Origin of the sequence: Actinomadura montaniterrae (genome assembly GCF_008923365.1) — a bacterium.
Taxonomy (GTDB): domain Bacteria; phylum Actinomycetota; class Actinomycetes; order Streptosporangiales; family Streptosporangiaceae; genus Spirillospora; species Spirillospora montaniterrae.
The window spans coordinates 1-16,719 of the sequence record NZ_WBMR01000201.1 but is presented as its reverse complement, the minus strand read 5'-3'; the positions used below and the strand labels follow the sequence as shown (position 1 = coordinate 16,719).

At 75.1% G+C, this 16,719-nt stretch carries 17 protein-coding genes; 8 read left to right on the top strand and 9 right to left on the bottom strand.

The window, feature by feature from the left end; all coding sequences use genetic code 11:
- The coding region (locus tag F9B16_RS40200) for an ATP-dependent helicase C-terminal domain-containing protein (protein ID WP_318839286.1) at nucleotides 1-886 on the top strand (886 nt) is incomplete at its 5' end.
- A 34-nt stretch (nucleotides 887-920) separates the two neighbouring features.
- On the opposite strand, the gene F9B16_RS40195 is transcribed toward F9B16_RS40200, so the two are convergent.
- Nucleotides 921-1,685, bottom strand: a complete 765-nt coding sequence (locus F9B16_RS40195) for a TetR/AcrR family transcriptional regulator (RefSeq protein ID WP_151545518.1) — start codon at nucleotides 1,683-1,685, stop codon at nucleotides 921-923.
- A 93-nt stretch (nucleotides 1,686-1,778) separates the two neighbouring features.
- On the opposite strand from F9B16_RS40195, the gene F9B16_RS40190 reads away from it, so the two are divergent.
- A complete protein-coding gene (locus tag F9B16_RS40190) occupies nucleotides 1,779-2,771 on the top strand; it encodes an ATP-binding cassette domain-containing protein (RefSeq protein WP_151545517.1) in 993 nt (330 codons plus the stop codon).
- Nucleotides 2,768-3,613 carry an ABC transporter permease gene (locus F9B16_RS40185; protein WP_151545516.1) on the top strand — a complete coding sequence of 282 codons (846 nt, stop codon included), beginning with the start codon at nucleotides 2,768-2,770 and terminating at the stop codon, nucleotides 3,611-3,613. The genes F9B16_RS40190 and F9B16_RS40185 overlap by 4 nt, the downstream gene beginning before the upstream one ends.
- 25 nt (nucleotides 3,614-3,638) lie before the next feature.
- Here F9B16_RS40185 and F9B16_RS40180 read toward each other — a convergent pair whose 3' ends face one another.
- The 3 genes from F9B16_RS40180 to F9B16_RS40170 are packed head-to-tail and all read right to left on the bottom strand — an operon-like array spanning nucleotide 3,639 to nucleotide 5,726.
- Nucleotides 3,639-4,343, bottom strand: coding sequence for a hypothetical protein (locus F9B16_RS40180; RefSeq protein ID WP_151545515.1), 705 nt, complete (start codon nucleotides 4,341-4,343; stop codon nucleotides 3,639-3,641).
- 55 nt (nucleotides 4,344-4,398) lie between these two features.
- A complete protein-coding gene (locus F9B16_RS40175) occupies nucleotides 4,399-5,124 on the bottom strand; it encodes an anti-sigma factor family protein (protein WP_151545514.1) in 726 nt (241 codons plus the stop codon).
- Nucleotides 5,121-5,726, bottom strand: coding sequence for a sigma-70 family RNA polymerase sigma factor (locus F9B16_RS40170; RefSeq protein WP_151545513.1), 606 nt, complete (start codon nucleotides 5,724-5,726; stop codon nucleotides 5,121-5,123). Before F9B16_RS40170 ends, F9B16_RS40175 begins: the two co-directional genes overlap by 4 nt.
- Before the next feature lie 405 nt (nucleotides 5,727-6,131).
- On the opposite strand from F9B16_RS40170, the gene F9B16_RS40165 reads away from it, so the two are divergent.
- Together F9B16_RS40165 and F9B16_RS40155 are read left to right on the top strand one after the other, a co-directional pair.
- Nucleotides 6,132-6,842, top strand: a complete 711-nt coding sequence (locus tag F9B16_RS40165) for a hypothetical protein (RefSeq protein ID WP_225992367.1) — start codon at nucleotides 6,132-6,134, stop codon at nucleotides 6,840-6,842.
- A gap of 86 nt (nucleotides 6,843-6,928) precedes the next feature.
- Entirely contained in the window at nucleotides 6,929-7,354 is a 426-nt protein-coding gene (locus F9B16_RS40155; protein ID WP_151545511.1) for a PPOX class F420-dependent oxidoreductase, read from the top strand.
- An 85-nt stretch (nucleotides 7,355-7,439) separates the two neighbouring features.
- Here F9B16_RS40155 and F9B16_RS40150 read toward each other — a convergent pair whose 3' ends face one another.
- Both F9B16_RS40150 and F9B16_RS40145 read right to left on the bottom strand, forming a co-directional pair.
- Entirely contained in the window at nucleotides 7,440-8,156 is a 717-nt protein-coding gene (locus F9B16_RS40150) for an SDR family oxidoreductase (protein ID WP_151545510.1), read from the bottom strand.
- 141 nt (nucleotides 8,157-8,297) lie between these two features.
- Nucleotides 8,298-9,077: a class I SAM-dependent methyltransferase gene (locus F9B16_RS40145; protein ID WP_151545509.1), complete on the bottom strand. Its 780-nt coding sequence runs from the start codon at nucleotides 9,075-9,077 to the stop codon at nucleotides 8,298-8,300.
- Nucleotides 9,078-9,147: 70 nt separating this feature from the next.
- On the opposite strand from F9B16_RS40145, the gene F9B16_RS40140 reads away from it, so the two are divergent.
- The 3 genes from F9B16_RS40140 to F9B16_RS40130 all read left to right on the top strand — a co-directional run bounded on the left by F9B16_RS40140 (nucleotide 9,148) and on the right by F9B16_RS40130 (nucleotide 12,408).
- Complete coding sequence (locus F9B16_RS40140) at nucleotides 9,148-9,711, top strand: CGNR zinc finger domain-containing protein (RefSeq protein ID WP_151545508.1); 564 nt, start codon at nucleotides 9,148-9,150, stop codon at nucleotides 9,709-9,711.
- A gap of 144 nt (nucleotides 9,712-9,855) precedes the next feature.
- Entirely contained in the window at nucleotides 9,856-11,886 is a 2,031-nt protein-coding gene (locus F9B16_RS51620; RefSeq protein ID WP_192809220.1) for a CehA/McbA family metallohydrolase, read from the top strand.
- 63 nt (nucleotides 11,887-11,949) lie between these two features.
- Nucleotides 11,950-12,408 carry an SRPBCC family protein gene (locus F9B16_RS40130; RefSeq protein ID WP_151545507.1) on the top strand — a complete coding sequence of 153 codons (459 nt, stop codon included), beginning with the start codon at nucleotides 11,950-11,952 and terminating at the stop codon, nucleotides 12,406-12,408.
- Between the two features lie 122 nt (nucleotides 12,409-12,530).
- Here F9B16_RS40130 and F9B16_RS40125 read toward each other — a convergent pair whose 3' ends face one another.
- From F9B16_RS40125 to F9B16_RS40115, 3 genes are all read right to left on the bottom strand, one after another.
- Nucleotides 12,531-14,993 carry an FAD-dependent oxidoreductase gene (locus tag F9B16_RS40125; protein WP_151545506.1) on the bottom strand — a complete coding sequence of 821 codons (2,463 nt, stop codon included), beginning with the start codon at nucleotides 14,991-14,993 and terminating at the stop codon, nucleotides 12,531-12,533.
- Nucleotide 14,994: 1 nt separating this feature from the next.
- Nucleotides 14,995-16,086 (bottom strand): alpha/beta hydrolase, encoded by a 1,092-nt coding sequence (locus F9B16_RS40120; protein ID WP_151545505.1) that lies wholly within the window; start codon nucleotides 16,084-16,086, stop codon nucleotides 14,995-14,997.
- A gap of 208 nt (nucleotides 16,087-16,294) precedes the next feature.
- The coding region (locus F9B16_RS40115) for a helix-turn-helix transcriptional regulator (RefSeq protein WP_192809219.1) at nucleotides 16,295-16,719 on the bottom strand (425 nt) is incomplete at its 5' end.

Below are 16,719 nucleotides of genomic sequence, written 5' to 3'. Positions count from 1 at the left end.
GTACCTGATGGCGTCCGGGACCGGGGCGGTGCTCGCGGACGGGTCGGCGCTGGCCGGCGCGCGGCCGCAGTGGCTGGCGGTGGCGGCGGCGGACCGTCCGGCCGGGTCGGCGTCGGCGCGGGTGCGGCAGGCCGTCGTGATCGACGAGGACGTGGCCCGGGCCGCGGCCGCGCCCCTGCTGGAGACGGCGGACGAGGTCGCCTGGCGGGACGGGGACGTGTCGTCGCGGCGCGTCGAGCGGCTCGGCGCGATCGAACTGGACGCGCGGCCGCTGCGCGACCCCGACCCCGAACTGGTGCGGGCGGCGCTGCTGGACGGCGTGCGGGCCGAGGGCCTCGGCCTGCTGGACTGGACGCCGGCGGCGGTGGCGCTGCGCGAGCGGCTGGCGTTCCTGCACGGCGCCCTCGGAGAGCCGTGGCCGGCCGTCGACGACGCGGCGCTGCTGGACCGCGCCCCCGAGTGGCTGGCCGGCGCCCGGCGGCGGGCCGACCTGCGGCGGGTCGACGTGGCGGCGATGCTGCGCGGGCTGCTGCCGTGGGAGGCGGCGTCGCGGCTCGACGAGTACGCGCCGGAGCGGATCGAGGTGCCGTCGGGGTCGCGGATCCGGGTCGACTACGCCGGGGAGCGTCCCGTGCTGGCGGTGAAGCTGCAGGAGCTGTTCGGCTGGGACGCGGCGCCCCGGCTCGCGGGCGGGCGGGTGCCGCTGGTGGTGCACCTGCTGTCGCCGGCGGGCCGTCCGGCGGCCGTCACCGCGGACCTCGCGACGTTCTGGCGCGAGGGCTACAAGGCCGTCCGGGCGGAGCTGCGCGGCCGCTACCCCAAGCACCCCTGGCCCGAAGACCCCACCACGGCCCAGCCGACCCGCCGCACCAACCCCCGCCGCTGACCCCCGCCGCTGACCCAACGCACCGCGGCCGGGGTCAGGCGCGGGTGGCGATCAGGACCTCGATGCCGTCGAGGATGCGGGCCAGGCCGAACTCGAAGGCGTGCGCGGGGGCGACGGCGGCGTTGTGCTCCATGCCGGCGGCGGTGCCGACGCGGGAGCTGAGCGGGTAGTCCTCGCCGCCGGTGTCGATCTCCTCCAGCAGCGGCGCGAGGGACTCCCACCACTGGGCGTCGGTCATGCCGCTGCGCCGCTCGGCCTCGGCCGCGTTGACCGAGACGCGCGCCGAGCTCTCGGCGAAGCCGGTGACGAGCGCGACGACGGAGTCCATCTCCAGGTCGGTGAGGCCGATGCCGTCGACGGCGCGCAGCTCCGCCTCGTACTTGGCGAACACGGCGGGCCCCATCGGCGGGCGGACGGCGGCGACGTGCAGCAGCCAGGGATGGCGGTGGTAGAGGTCCCAGTTGTCGCGCGCGATGTGCTCCAGCCTGGCGCGCCAGCCGCCCTCGACGCCGTCGGCGGGGGTGAGCTCGGCCATGGCGCGGTCGAGCATGACGTCGATCAGCTCGGCCTTCCCCGGGACGTAGGTGTAGATCGACATCGGCGCGACGCCGAGCTCGTCGGCGATGCGGCGCATGGACAGCGCGTCCAGCCCCTCGGCGTCGGCGACGGCGATCGCGGTGCGGACGATCCGCTCGGCGCTGAGCTTGGGTTTCGGGCCGCGCTTGGGCCGGCCCTGCACGCCCCACAGGAGTTCCAGGCTGCGCCGCGGGTCGCCGCCGCCGCTGTACTCGGTCGTCACGGTCGCATCCTCCCAGGGATGAAACTCTGTACGACGTACGTTATAGTCTCCGCGATAGTTAATCCGTATTGCGTACGGAGTTTCGGGAGACCCATGACAGAGCAACGGGCCGCGGTCGACGCGGCCGGACTGCGCAAGACCTACGGCGCGACCGCCGCCCTCGACGGTCTGGACCTGCGGGTCCCCGCCGGCACCGTGCACGGCCTGCTCGGCCCCAACGGCGCCGGCAAGACCACCTGCGTGCGCGTCCTCGCCACGCTCGCCCGCCCGGACGCCGGCCGCGCCGCCGTCGCCGGGCACGACGTCGTCCGGGCCCCCGAGCTGGTCCGGACCCGGATCGGCCTCGTCGGCCAGTACGCCGCCGTCGACGAGGTGCTCACCGGCCGGCAGAACCTCGTCATGTTCGGCCGCCTGCACCACCTCGGCGCCCGCAGGGCGCGGCGGCGGGCGGACGAACTGCTGGAGCGGTTCCGGCTCGCCGACGCCGCCGACCGGCCCGCCGGGAAGTACTCCGGCGGCATGCGGCGCCGCCTCGACCTGGCCGCCGGGATGATCCTCGCGCCGGCCGTGCTGTTCCTCGACGAGCCCACCACCGGCCTCGACCCGCGCAGCCGCATCGAGGTGTGGGACGCGGTCCGCGCGCTCGCCGGCGGCGGCACCACCGTCGTCCTCACCACCCAGTACCTGGAGGAGGCCGACCGGCTCGCCGACGCCGTGTCGGTGATCGACCGCGGCCGGGTGATCGCCGAGGGCAGCCCGGACCGGCTGAAGTCCCGGCTCGGCGGCGACCACCTGCGGATCGTCGTCGAGGACCCCGGCGCGCTCGGCGCCGCCGCCGCGATCGCCGCGCGGGTGTCCGGCGCCGAACCGGAGGTGGACGCCGACGCGCTGACGGTCGGCGCGCCCGTCCCCGACCGGGTCGCCGCGCTCACCGGCGCCGTCCGCGCGCTGGACGAGGCGGGCGTGCGGGTCGCCGACATCGGCGTGCGCCGCCCCACGCTCGACGAGGTGTTCCTGCACCTCACCGGCGGTCCCGCCGCGCAGCAGGACGAGCCGGCCCACGACGACGAGGAGGTCTCCGCGTGACCGCATCGCACGTCCCGCACGTCCCGCAGATCCCGCGCACCCCGCTCGGACGGCTGCGCTGGGCGGCCGCCGACGGCTGGACGCTCACCCTGCGCGCCCTCGCCCACCGGGCCAGGCGCCCCGAGCAGCTGGCCATGAACCTGCTGTTCCCGGTGATGGTCGTGCTGATGATGGGCTACCTGTTCGGCGGCCAGATGGAGGTCCCAGGCGGGGACTACCGGGCGTTCATCGTCCCCGGCATGTTCGCGATGACCATGCTGTTCGGCGTCGAGAGCACCTTCACCGCGATCGCCGTGGACGCCGCCCGGGGCGTCTCCGACCGGTTCCGGGCGATGCCGATGGCGCCGTCGGCCGTCGTCGTCGGCCGCGGCGCCGCCGACCTGCTCGACTCGCTCCTCGCGCTCACCGTCATGGCGCTGTGCGGCGTGCTGATCGGCTGGCGCGTCCACGACGGGATCGGCCCGGCGCTCGCGGGCCTCGGCCTGCTGCTGCTCCTGCGGTTCGCGCTGATCTGGGCCGGGGTCTACCTCGGCCTGGTCGCCAAGGGCCCCGAGTCGGTGATGATGATCCAGATCCTGGTGTGGCCGGTCGGGTTCCTGTCCAGCGCGCTCGTCGCGCCGAGCACCATGCCGGACTGGCTCGGCGCGGTCGCCGAGTGGAACCCGATGTCGGCGACCGTGACGGCGTGCCGCGACCTGTTCGGCGACCCGTCCCAGGCCGCGCTGGCGAGCGGGTCGTGGGCGTCCGGGCACAGCGTGCTGCTCGCCGTCGCGTGGCCGCTGGCGATCACGGCGGTGTTCTTCCCGCTCGCCGTCCGCCGCCACCGCGCCCTCGGCCGCTAGGGGATCGGCCCGGTCGGCCCGGTCGTCAGGGGAGCAGTTCGGCCCGGTGCCGGGCCAGCGCCAGGGCCGGGTAGCACGCCTCGGGCAGCGGCTCCGCGCCGTTCAGCGCGGTGCGGAGCCGCTCGCCCACGGCCGCCGCGTCATAGGGCTGGACGACGCACAGCTCGGCCTGCATCGCCTGCCGCGCCGCCGTCATCAGCGCCGGGACGTCACCGACGGTCACGACCTCGGTGGGGGCGTCGCCGTAGGTCAGCCGGACCGCCAGCGCGTGCATGCCCGCCGTGCCCGCGTCCGCGTAACGGAACTCGCAGACCAGGCGGTCGCCGTCCAGCGGCCCCTCCTGGATCAGCCACGCCTGCCCGGGGACGACGCGGCCGAGCATGCCCTCCCACGGCGCCGCCGGAAGATCGCGCAGCGCGTCCGCCGCCTTGCCCGCGGCGGTGCGCCCGACGGCCGGGCCGATCGCGGCGAGCGCGCGCAGGAACGTCCGGGCGCCGGGCGTCGCCGCCGCCCGCAGCGACATGATCAGGTCGCCGAGCGCGGCGCGCCGGCCCGCCTCGTGCGGGGCGGCGGCCTCCAGCGTGCCGAGCTGCGCGGACGTCCACACCTCGGCCTGCAGCGCGCCCGGCAGCGCGGGCAGCGCGTCCGCCTCCCGGACGAACGCGGCGTAGGCCTCGCGGAGGCCGGGCAGCATCAGCCGCGGGCCGGGGGACGGTCGGGTCCTGCTCATCCGCCCAGCCTATGGGACGCGCTTCCGTGGTCCCCGTCACGCCCTGACCGCCGGGTCAGGCGGGGACGGTAAGCAGCGTCCGCGCGCCGGCGCCCAGCGTGCGGACCTCGAACCGGCTGATGTCGGCGGGCTTGATCGCGGCGCCGCCCTGCACGGTCAGCCGCGGCTGCGGCGAGCCGGGCAGCCCGTACCCCTTGGCGGGGACGGACCAGCCGGCGACCGTGTGGGCGCGGCCCGCGGCGTCCACCGCGACCAGCTCGCACTCCAGCGGTCCGCGGACCTTGCTGAGCCGCAGCGCGACGCGGCTGCCCCACGGGGTGCCCTGCATAGCGACCGTCCCGGACGCGCCCGTCCCCGCGTCGGTGGCGCTCACCTGGTGCCCGTCGCGCAGCAGCGCGGCAGCGCCGTCGGCGCCGCTCGAAGCGCGCGCGGGAGCGGGGGACCGGTCGGCGCCGACGGTGTACCCGGCGCCGAGCGCCCCGCCCAGCAGGACGAGCCCGGCGGCGGCGCCCAATAGCGCCCGCGTCGCGCGGCCGCGGCGCTCGCGCCGGATGCGGCGGTGCAGCAGCTCGGGCACCGGCGCCGGCTCGGGCAGGCCGCCCGGCGCCTCGGCGATCGGGCCGATGCCGTCGAGGGTCGCGGCGACGCCGCTGAGCGCGGCCAGCTCCTCGTGGCACGGCAGGCAGGTCGACAGGTGCGCTTCGAAGGCGCGCCGGTCCGGCTCCTCCAGCAGGCCGAGCGCGTACGCGCCGACGTCGACGTGCGCGGCGGGCGCGGTCATGGCGTCACGCCCCTCTCCTCCAGGGCGACCCGCAGCGCCCGGAGCGCGTAGTAGACCCGCGACTTCACGGTCCCGACCGGGATGCCGAGGTGCCGGGCGGCCTCGTTCACCGACCGGTCCCGGAAGAAGGTCTCGTTGAGGACCTCGCGGTGCGCGGGCGACAGCGCGAGCAGCGCCTCGGAGACGACGACGGAGCGCAGCAGGTCCTCCAGCCCGTCCGGGACGCGCATGTTCTCCAGCGGGCCCTCGCCCGCCTCCTGCGGCCGGGCGTTCTTGCGGCGCTGGTCGTCGATGACGATCCGGCGCGCGACGGTCGCCAGCCACGGCAGCAGCGACGCGGCGTTCTCGTCGAGCTGGTGCGCGCTGCGCCAGGCGCGGATCATGGTCTCCTGCACCACGTCCTCGGCCCAGTGCCGGTCGCCGCCGGTGAGCCGCAGCACGAACGACAGCAGCGGCCGGCCGTACACCCGGTAGAGCTCGGTCACGATCACCTGGTCGTCGACCGCGCCGGCGGGCCGCGGGCCGCGGAACCAGCTCCACGGGCCGGACGCGGCGGGCGGGCGGGCGCGGGACGGCGCTGCGGTGGACGATCTGTTGGCCATCGTGCTCTCCGGCGGGTGCGGGGGCGGGGACGCGGCGCACGGGACGGTGCGCGGTGCGCCGGGTGTCGCGTCGGGAGGCAGTACGCGACGGAGGCGACGGCCGGTTCAAGTGGGGCCGGAAACGGCATCGGACACCGGCCCCCGCTCGCCGTTTTGCGGTGGTTATTCCGGTAGCGCCCTTCCTTGTTCGCTAGGTATTACTTACTTGAGGGCGCCGACGGCGCCGCCGTCCCGTCCAAGTGACCGGAAACGACGTCACACGAGGGCGGAGGAGGCGACGCACGACCCCCCTTTGACACCCGGACGACCGCGGCGATCCTCCATCAGGCAACACTCACTCCACACTGGAGCGAATGCGGGGCAACCGGCCCTTTATTTGCTCGGAGGACGAGGGGCGGTTTCGGAGTGGAAGGGAACGAGCGACACGCGCTGCACTACCGCCTGCTGATGGCGGTGGACATCCAGGGGTACAGCAAGCGGGACACCAGCGAGCAGCTGCTCGCCCAGCGGCAGCTGTCGGAGGCGCTGGACCGGGCCGCGCTCGGCGTCGGCCTGGACCGGTCCCGCTGGGACAAGCAGGTCGGCGGCGACGGCGAGCTGGCCACGCTCCCGGACGGGATCGACCCCGCGCCGGTGGCGGGCGACTTCGCCATCGGGCTCGCGGGCGCGCTGCGCGAGATCAACCGCGCGGCGCTGGAGGCGGGCGCCCGGTTCCGGCTGCGGGTGCGGCTCTCGCTGCACCACGGCACGCTGACCGCCGGGCCGTTCGGGCCCGCCGGCGACGCGCCCATCGTCGTCCAGCGGCTGCTCGACGCGGGGCCGCTGCGCCGCCTGCTGTCCGCCGACCCGGAGCGCGACCTGGCCTACGTGGTCTCGGACTCGCTCTTCGACGACGTGGTGCGGACCGGGTTCTGCGCGCTGAGCCCGGACGCGTTCCAGCCGATCAAGGTCACCGCCAAGGGGGCGGTGTTCCGCGGCCACATCCTCACCGACCGGACCGCGCTCGCCCCGGCGGGCGGCTCCGGCGGGGAGAGCGGCGGGAACGGCGGGCCGGGCGGCGACGGGCCGGCCGGCGACGCCCGCGTGTTCGACTTCCCGGCGCTGGCGGCGCGCTGACCGGTGTCCGGGACCGTCCGCCCGGGAAGTGATCGGAACCGGGCGCGGTTGTGCCCAGGAGACGATCACGACCCGGGAGGCGGACGATGGCGGACGACGCGGCACTGGTGAAGCTGCTGCAGGAGCGGGACCTCGGCGTGCTGGCCACGCTCAAGCGGGACGGGCGGCCGCAGCTGTCCAACGTCAACTACCACTTCGACGCGGCGTCCCGGCTGATCCGCGTCTCGATCACCGCGGACCGCGCCAAGGCCCGCAACCTGCGCCGCGACCCGCGGGCGAGCCTGCACGTCAGCGCGCCCGACGGGTGGTCGTACGCGGTCGCCGAGGGCACCGCCGAGCTGACCGCGGTGGCCGCCGACCCGCACGACGCCGCGGTGGAGGAGCTGGTCGCGGTGTACCGCGACATCCGCGGCGAGCACCCCGACTGGGACGAGTACCGGCGCGTGATGGTGCAGGACGGGCGGCTGGTCCTCAAGCTGCACGTCGAGTACCTGTACGGAATGGCCCGCTGACGACCGCGGTCCGCTGACGACCGCGGCCCGCTGACGACCGGGGGCCGGGTGCGCCGCCGGGCCGGGCGCCCGGCCCGGCGGGCGGTCAGTGCACCTGGCCGGACGGACGCAGCACGACGGAGTTGACCTCGACGCCCGCCGGCTGCGACAGCGTCCACGCGATCGACTCGGCGACGTTCTCCACCGTCATGACCGGGCCGTCGGGCACGCCGTCCTCGCGGGAGTCCCAGAACGGCGACTCGACACGGCCGGGGGAGACCAGCGTGACGCCGACGCCCGAGCCGGTGACGAGCACCCGGGCGTTCTCCGCCAGCGCGGACACCGCGAACTTGGTCACCGAGTAGAAGTTGCCGGGCGTGTTCTTCACCCCGGCGGTGCTGCCGACCAGCACGATCCGGCCGCCGGCCGCGCGCAGCGCCGGCAGCGCCGCCTTGATCAGCAGCGCCGGGCCGAGCACGTTGGTCAGCAGCATCTCCCGCCACCGCTCGGGGTCGCCGTCCGCCAGGTCGTCGTGGGTGGAGAACCCCGCGTTGGCGACCACGTGGTCGAGCCGCCCGAACTCCGCGACCGTCCCGTCCACCGCCGCCTGGACCGCGCCGGGGTCGGACGCGTCGCCGGGGAAGGCCAGCAGCGCGTCCCCGGCGCCGGTGTCGGCGGCGAACGCCTTCAGCCGGTCCTCGCCGCGCCCGGTGATCGCGACGCGGTGGCCCCGGCCGAGCAGGATCCGGGCGGTGGCCGCGCCGATCCCGCTGCCGCCCCCGGTGACCAGGGTGACCGGGGCGCCGTCAGCCGCTGTGCTCATCTGGGTCCTCATCCTCATCGTCGTGGTGCCGCCGGGGTCCCGGCGAGCGCGAACGATCATGAGGGTACGGCGCCCCGTCCCGCCCGGACCAATGGGCGTGTCCTCTGCCGCCCATCGGCCCGGACGGGCCGCGGCCGCCGTTCAGCCGGGGAGGAGGGCGGCGAGCAGGCGGTTGTCGCCGTGCTGCCAGAGGGTGCCGACCTCGGCGAACCCGGCCGCGCGCAGCGCGTCGGCGTGCGCGGACAGCAGCCGCGACGGCGAGCCGTGGTGGCCGGTCACCTCCTCGCTGCTCGCGCCGCGCAGCTCGGCGAAGGCGGGGTCGGCGCCGATCGCCTCCCACCACTGCTCCCAGTTCTCCGGGCGGGCGCCGGCGGCGGCGTGGCGCGCCTTCTTCCGCTCGCGCAGCGCGCCGTCCAGCCCGGCGAGGCCGGGCGTGACGTCGTCGACGTGCAGGTTGTCGCCGTTGAGGAACAGCCCGCCGGGCCGCAGCAGGGTGGCCAGCTCGGCGTAGACGACGCGCAGCCCGGCGGGGGAGATCCAGTGCAGCGCGGTGGTGGAGACGGCGGCGTCGGCCTGCCGGGGCAGCCGCAGCCGGGCCGCCCAGCCGGGCTCGCGCAGGTCGAGGTCGGTGAAGGAGATGCCGTCGCGGCCGGCGTGCACGGCGCGGCCGAGCGACAGCAGGAGCGGGTCGGTGTCGACGGCGACGACGGTGGCGCCGGGGATCCGGTCCAGGATCCGGCCGGCGAGGGAGCCGGGCCCGCAGCCGAGGTCCAGCACCAGCGGGTCGGGGCGGCCGGCGGCGGCCTCGACCGCGTCGATCATCGCGGTGAAGCGCTCCTCGCGGTCGGGCACGTAGCCCTCCTGCTGGGCGTCCCAGCGCGCGATCCAGGTGCCGGCGGTCTCCTGGTCGAGCAGCGTCATGACCCCTCCTGTGACTGTCATGTAGCCTTTGGACGGTTACACGCTAAACCGGAAAGGCGTAACTGGTCAAGTGAACTTCAACAGTCACACCGATGACGTCGTGGCGCACGCCGTCAAGCTGGTCAACGGGCTGACCGAGGGCGAGAGCCGGGGCCGCCCCTACGCGGTGCCCGACACCGTCGCCGCCGGCCTGGCGGTCCTCGACGGGATCAGCAGGCGGACGGCCCTCACCGAGGACGAGGCGCAGGAGCTCGCCGCCGTCGCCCGCGAGCTGCGCGCCGTCTTCGAGGCCGTCGCCGCCGGCGACCGCGACGCCGCCGCCACGCAGGTCAACCGGCTGCTGGAGGAGACCCAGGCCAGGCCCCGCCTGGAACGCCACGACGGCGAGCCGTGGCACGTGCACTTCCACGGCGTCGGCGGCACCATCACCGCCGACTGGGGCGCGTCCTGCGCGACCGGCCTCGCCGTCGTCCTCGGCGGCGAGCTGCACGACCGGCTCGGCGTGTGCACCGCGCCGCACTGCGACCGCGTCTACGTCGACACGTCCCGCAACGGCAAGCGCCGGTTCTGCTCGACCGCCTGCCAGAACCGCGTCAAGACGGCCGCGTTCCGGGCGCGCGCGCACACCACGTGACGGCCGCGGAGCAAGATCCATATACGCCGTGGTGCATTTCCCCACCCGGGGGGGCGGATGGCGCATCCGGGGCCGGAAGCGGTCCCTAGGCGCCGCACCGGTTCCGTGTAACGCTGACGGTCCCCCCACCACCGGGAGACGACGATGTGCGACGCCGACCCGACGTTACCGCCTGCGGTCGCGAGGGCCCTGGAGGAGTACCGCGAGCTGCTGCGCGAGCACGGCCCGACCTGGGGAGAGCCCGCCAACGCCTTCGTCCGGCAGATCGAGACCAGCGCGTTCCTGCTGGACGAGACCGACTTCTGGATCACCGGCCTCCAGCAGCTCCTGGCGCGGTACCCGGACGCCACGCCGGAGGAGATCGACGCGCGCGTCCCCGACCTCGTCGCCGCCGAGGTCGTCCGCGACGCCCTCGCCGGCCGCGTCCTGGACAACCTCGCCGCGCTGCGCCTCACCCCGGACGGCGCGTCGCTCGAGAGCGTCCCGCGCGCGCTCCCCGACGGCCGCGACCTGCGCACCACGCTCCTCATCGACTCCTCCCGCACGGCGCCCGCCACCGTCCGCGTCGACGGCACCGACTACGAGATCCCGCCCGGCGGCGTCCGGCTCGTCCCCATCACCTCCGGCAGCGACGTCACCGCCGACGGCACGCGGATCGCGCTCGACGCGCTGGTCAGGCGCGTCCCCACCGGGCGGCTGCGGCTGCGCGCCGGAGTCCCGTGCCGCTGGACGGTCGTCGGCGCCGACGGCCAGGGCTGGTATCCCGCCGGCGCCCCCGAGCGGATCGACGCCCACCACACCCCCTACTTCCACGGCGACGACCTCGTCCTCGACGTCCCCGCCGAGCCGCTGACCGTCCGCGTCACCCGCGGCATGGAGCACGACACCGCGGAGAAGGCCGTCACCCCGCAGGCCGGCGCGGAGACCCTCGTCGAGCTCGCGCCGCAGCGGCTCTACGACGCCGCCGCGCGCGGCTGGTACGGCGGGGACATGCACGTCCACATGAACTGGACGGGCGACACCGTCGGGACGCCCGCGCAGGCCGCCGCCGTCCAGCGGGGCGAGGACCTGCACGTCCTCAACCTCGTCGCCGGGAACGTGGCGGGCGAGCGCGTCTACGACCGCGAGGCCCTGGAGCACTGGGCCGGCGACGACCTGCCCTGGTCGGACGCGACGCACCTCGCCCGGCTCGGCGTCGAGTACCGCAACGACCTGCTCGGCCACCTGTACGCGTTCGGCGTGGACGCGCCGCCCGGCCGCTACCACACCGGGTTCGCCGGCGCCCCCGACTGGCCGCCGAACGGCGACGGCTACCGCGAGCTGCGCGAACGCGGCGCGCTCATGGGCTACAGCCACCCGTTCCACCTCCCGGTGAACGACGGCGACCCGCCCGCCGCGCTGCTGACGTCCGGCCGCAACTGCTCGGCCCGCGAGATCGTCGCCGACGCCGCGCTCGGCCTCGTCGACTCCCTCGACGTCGTCAACCACTCCTCGATCCAGGCGACCGCCGTCATGTACCGGCGGCTCCTCGGCGCCGGGAACCGGCTGGCCGCCACCGCCGGGACGGACGCGATGCTGTCGTTCCAGCGGCGCGGCAACCAGTCCAGCCCGCCCGGCTGGGGACGCGTCTACGCGCGCGTCGACGGCCCGCTCACCGCCGCGTCGTTCGCCGGCGCCGTCCGGGACGGCCGCACCTTCGCCACCACCGGCCCCTGGCTGGAGCTGGACGTGGACGGGCACGGCCCCGGCGACGTCCTCGCCCTCGCGCCCGGCGACCGCGTCACCGTGACGGCCCGGACCGTCGGCCCCGAGGTGGCGACCGTCCAGCTGCGGACCGCCGACGGCGTCGTCGCCGAGGGCCCGCCCGGCGAGGTCACCGCGGAGGTCACCGTCGACCGGCCGACCTACGTCGTCGCCGTCGCGGCGGGGCCGCCGCATCCGCGGTCGATGAGCCGCGGCGGCGCGTTCGCGCACACCAGCCCCGTCCACCTGCACGTGGACGGCCGGCCCGTGGCCCGCGAGGACGACCTGCGCTGGTGCCTGGACTACCTCGACGGCCTGGAGGAGATGATCCGCCGCGCCGCCCGCCTCGACGGCCCCGAGCAGCTCGCCGGTCACCTCGACCTCCTCGACCGCGCCCGCGCCGTCTACCGGGCCCGGCTCGCCGGGGAGTGAAGGGCTTGTGCGCCGGTACCCGGCTGGCTACCGTGCGGTAATCACGACCGGGAGGGGCCCAGCATGGCGTACGAGATCGAGGCGACCGCCGCCACCACCGCCTCGCCCGGGGAGATCTTCCGGCACCTCGCCGTGCCCGAGGCGTGGGGCGCGTGGGGCAGGTTCCCCACCCCCGCCAAGCAGACCCGCAAGGGCGACACCACCACCTACGGCGTCGGCGCGGTCAAGGCGATCTGGCCCGCCGCCGAGCAGACCGTCGCCTACGAGCCCGACACCCACTTCGCCTACATCGCGCTCAAGGGCCTGCCCGTCCGCCGCTACCGCTCCGACGTGTACCTCGACCAGCGCGGCACCGGCACCTTCATCCGCTGGAACGCCCACTTCGAGCCGCTGATCCCCGGCACCGGCCCGGTGCTGCGCCTCGGCCTGAAGGCGATGATCGACGCCTTCACCCGCTGGCTGCCCGCGCACGCCGAGCACTGCCCGCCCGACTGCCCCGCCCGCCGCGCCGGCGACCTCTAGCCGCCCCCGCCCCGGCGGGAGCGGCCAGCGGTCGCCGCGGAAAAAGGTGCAGGCCGAGAGCACCCCGCAGTTCCCTCGGCCTGCACGTTCGAGCCCCCCTCGAACCCCCCGGTCAAGCGGGGTCAGCCCGCGTGGTCCGGGCCGTACACCTCCCACAGCTCCCCGGCGAAGAACCGGCCGAAGCGCAGCAGCGTCTCCAGGCCGTCCGGACCGGACGTGCGGAAGGTCGTCAGCTGCCGCGCGAAGTCCGACAGCTGGATGTGCAGGACGCCCGCCCCCGCGACCGGCGCCCCGTCCTCCGCCTCCTCCGGGACGTGCCCCTCCAGCAGCCGCACGTACAGCGTGGAGGTGTCCGGCCAGATCCGCGTCGGCGGACCGTGCAGGACGTTCTTGTGCCCCGCGAGCGTCAGCGGCCGGCCCGCCCCGTCGGTGAAGTACAGCCGGTACTTCATCAGCCGGCGGTCCTCCCCGCCGTCCGGGACGAACAGGTTGAACCACCCCCGCTCCACCTCGCGGCGGCCCCCGTGCCCCCGCGCGTCCACCCACCCCTCGGCCGACGCGGTGTGGCCCGGCTCGCTCAGGAACCGCTCCACGTCGAGCGCGGTGATCGTCAGCCGGAACGCCAGCGGGATCCGCCCGTCGGCCAGCTCCCCGATCCGCGGGTCGCGCTCCCCGTAGGTGATGAACCCCTTCATCTCCTCGGTGAACGACAGCGACGTACGGCCGGGCGCCGCGGTGGACGGTCCCCCCGGACCCCCGCGGCTCCCCGAGCCCTGGCCGTACGCCGAGTCGCGCCCCGCCCCGTCCGGCGAGCCGGCACCCCCGGCCGGCTCGGCCCCCGTGTCGGACGGGACGGTCCCCGCACCCTCCGGCCCACCCGCACCCCCGCGGGCGGGCAGGTCCTCCAGCAGCCGCGTCGCGAGCCGGTCGGCCTGCGCCGCGATCGTGAGCGAGGGGTTCGGGCCCACCGGGCCCGGCATCGCCGCCCCGTCGGCGATGTACAGGCCCGGGAACCCGAACACCTCGCCGAAGGCGTCGCAGACGCCCTCGCCCGGGTGCGCCCCCATCGGGGCGCCGCCCAGCGGATGCACCGTGATGATCCGCTTGCGGAACCACATCGGGTTGTCGGCGTAGTGCGCGCCGAGCACGTCCGCGATGCCCTGCATGGTCTTGCGGACGCGGGTGAACAGCGCCTCGCTGGTCTCGGTCGTCCAGTCCGCGGCGAGCCGCCCGCCCTTGAGGCGCAGCCGCCCGTCCGCGGTGTCGCGGCCCATGCCGAGCAGCGGCAGCGAGCTGACCGTCAGCGCGCCGTCCCCGATCAGGTCGGAGATCTCCTTGGACAGGTTGGTGTCCGGCGCGTCCTTGAAGAACTCGGTGAACCGCCCCCACAGGAACTTCACCGCGCGCTCGATCTCGTGGCCGGTGTCGAAGCCCTGCACGATCCAGTCGGTGAACGCGGGGTAGCCGCCGTCCTCGATGTAGGCGCCGCGGCCCGCGCCGGGCACCCCGTCCACCTCGTCCGGCAGCCGGATCGCGGTGGTGATCACCGGTCCGCGCGCGGCGTCCAGCGGCCGCACCCGGTTGCGGTCCTTGGCGTTCAGCAGGAACGTCAGCAGGTCGCCGTTGCCGCTGAACCGGGTGCCGAGCGCCTCGCTCAGCCCCGGGAACGCCTCCCGCGACCTCAGCAGCAGGAACGTCGTCCCGTAGGTGCCGGCGCCGAGCACGAGCCGGTCGCAGGAGATCGTCGTGACCTGGGGCCGCTTCTCCTTGACGGTGAGGTCGGCGTGGTGGACGTAGTCGACCTCGTACCCGCCGCCCGGCCGCGGCCGGATCGCCTTCACCTCGTGCGAGGTGCGGATATCGGCGCCGTGGTGCGCCGCCGCCGACAGGTAGGTGTGGTCGAGGCTGTTCTTGGCGCCCTCGTTGCAGCCGATGTCGCACTCGCCGCACAGCCGGCACGTCCGCCGCCCGACCCCGTGGAGGTTGCCGAAGCCGGGGTCGGCGATCGGCAGGCTGATGCCCGGCGTGCCGCCGGGACGGTCGGCGAAGCTCACCGCGAGCGGCGGCAGCGTGATGTCCAGGCCCAGCTCGGCGGCGGCGTCCTGCATCGCGTGCGTCTTCGGGGTGTCGTCGAACGGCGCCCGGTCCAGCGGGTACGGCGTCGCGCCGAGCATCTTCTCGACCGCGTCGTAGTGCGGGTCGAGGTCGGCGCGGGAGATCGGCCACGACTCGTAGCCGCCGCCGCGCATCGGCTGGTCGTGCACGAACCAGTGCTCGTCCTTGCGCAGCAGCACGTTCGCGTAGATCAGCGAGCCGCCGCCGAGGCCGGCGGACACGACGGAGTCGCAGCCCTCGAAGCTCCAGACGTCGAACATCCCGTACAGCCCGGCCGCCGGGTCCCAGAACGCGCGGTTCATCTGCGCGGGGGAGCGGGGGAAGCTGCCCGGCGGGTACGGCTGCCCGCGCTCCAAAAGCACCACCTGCCGCCCGGCCTCCGCCAGCCGGTACGCGGTCACCGAGCCGCCGAACCCGGACCCGATGACGACGGTGTCGGCGTGCTCGACGCTCTCGCGGGACGCGCCCATGTCAGCCCGCCTTCCGCTTCAGGAAGTCCAGCACCTGCGGGAACACCTCGGCGGCGGACTCGGCGCCCATGAACGGGTCCTGGTGGCCGTACCCGGGCAGGATCTCCAGCTCGTGCAGGCCCGGCGCGACCTGCTCCAGCGTGCGATGGCAGACGATGTTGGAGTCGGTGAACACGTGGTTGCGGTCTCCGGTGAGGAACAGGATCGGGGTCGTGACGTCCGCGGCGCCCGACAGGTAGTCGCCGGGCAGTCCGGCGTGCCGGGGGTCGCGCGGGTCGTACTTCACCGCGCGGCCGGCCTTCACCATCTTGTGGACGTGCCGGTAGTAGTGGACGCCGACGGAGCCGAACAGGTCCGGCAGCCGGCCGTGCGTGACCGGCGACATCTTCGCGTGGGTGAAGATCGGCTTACCGCCGCCCCACATGAAGCTGAGCATGTGGCAGGCGGGCTCGTCGCAGGTGGGGTGGAACGGCCCGACCGCCTTGGCGATCATCCAGCCGCGGGTCAGCACGGGAGCGGTGCCGTACCGCGGGTCGAGGTGGGACGGGCCGAGCAGGTACTCCAAGACCGCCGGGCCGTACCCGAGCTTGATCCTCGACCAGAACGGCGTCCGCGGCGTCAGCGCGACACTGTTGCAGGTCAGGCTGGTGATGCCGGTGACGGTGCCGGCGAACACCGCCATCGCGAACGACACCGACCCGAGGCAGTGCGAGATCACGTGGACCCGGCGGTCCCCGATGTGCCGGCGCAGCTCGGCGATCGCCGCCGGGTGGTCGTACTGGGCGACGTCGTCGAGGGTGTAGCGGTGCGTCTCGGCGTCGTAGGGGAACCGGCCGCTCATCCGGAAGTCCAGCGCCCACACGTCCCCGAAGCCGGAGTCGTGCAGGAAGTTCACCATGTTCTCGTGCTCCGGCATGATGTACATGTCGCTGGACGTGGTGAGCCCGTGCACCAGCAGGACGACGTCGTCGCTGTCGGCGCGGCGGAACCGGGTGAGGTTCAGGCCCAGCCCGTCCTCGGTCGCGAAGGGGTGCACGGACACCTCGGCGTCGGCGACGCCCGCGAGCGTGAAGCGCGCGATCCGCTGGTCCATGGCATTTCCCTCCGGCTTCCTGACGCCCCAACCTTGCCGGACGCGGCGGCCCGCACGGCATCGTGGAGAACCCGTACTTGCGTGTGAAGGGGGACGCGGTGTCCCGGATGAGTACGTACGTGCAATAAGAGGTCCGGCGGGCTCCGCCGGTTCATGGTCGTTCGCGCTCGTCAGGCCGGTAAGGGCCGCGGCGCCGTCCGGCGCCGGCTCATCCCCGCCGGTTCATGGCGGTCGCGACCCCGACCCGGGACGGGACGCCGATCTTGGCGAACACGCGGGACAGGTGGGTCTCGACCGTCCGGACGCTGAGGTACAGCCGCTCGGCGATCTGCTGGTTGCTGCATCCCTCGGCGACGAGCAGCGCGATCTCGTGCTCGCGCGGCGACAGCCCGAACGGCAGGTCGCCCTTGCCGGCGCTCTTGCCGCGGCCCTTGGCGGGCGCGGTACGGGGCCCGCCCGGCACGCGGACGCCGAGCCGCCGCTGCTCCCGGACGGCCTGCGCGTGCAGCCCGCGCATCCCGCACTCCTCGAAGACCTCCGCGGCGGCGCGCAGCCGCTCGCGGGCCTCGCCGCGCTCGTCGGCCGCCGCGTGCGCGATCCCGGCGGTCAGGTCGGCGCGCGCCGCCTCGGGCC

Coding starts and splice junctions, on each gene's coding strand:
- F9B16_RS40120 (WP_151545505.1), bottom strand. CDS start 16,086: ATGGACCAGCGGATCGCGCGCTTCACGCTCGCGGGCGTCGCCGACGCC.
- F9B16_RS51620 (WP_192809220.1), top strand. CDS start 9,856: ATGTGCGACGCCGACCCGACGTTACCGCCTGCGGTCGCGAGGGCCCTG.
- F9B16_RS40190 (WP_151545517.1), top strand. CDS start 1,779: ATGACAGAGCAACGGGCCGCGGTCGACGCGGCCGGACTGCGCAAGACC.
- F9B16_RS40125 (WP_151545506.1), bottom strand. CDS start 14,993: ATGGGCGCGTCCCGCGAGAGCGTCGAGCACGCCGACACCGTCGTCATC.
- F9B16_RS40170 (WP_151545513.1), bottom strand. CDS start 5,726: ATGGCCAACAGATCGTCCACCGCAGCGCCGTCCCGCGCCCGCCCGCCC.
- F9B16_RS40175 (WP_151545514.1), bottom strand. CDS start 5,124: ATGACCGCGCCCGCCGCGCACGTCGACGTCGGCGCGTACGCGCTCGGC.
- F9B16_RS40150 (WP_151545510.1), bottom strand. CDS start 8,156: ATGAGCACAGCGGCTGACGGCGCCCCGGTCACCCTGGTCACCGGGGGC.
- F9B16_RS40145 (WP_151545509.1), bottom strand. CDS start 9,077: ATGACGCTGCTCGACCAGGAGACCGCCGGCACCTGGATCGCGCGCTGG.
- F9B16_RS40130 (WP_151545507.1), top strand. CDS start 11,950: ATGGCGTACGAGATCGAGGCGACCGCCGCCACCACCGCCTCGCCCGGG.
- F9B16_RS40180 (WP_151545515.1), bottom strand. CDS start 4,343: ATGAGCAGGACCCGACCGTCCCCCGGCCCGCGGCTGATGCTGCCCGGC.
- F9B16_RS40155 (WP_151545511.1), top strand. CDS start 6,929: ATGGCGGACGACGCGGCACTGGTGAAGCTGCTGCAGGAGCGGGACCTC.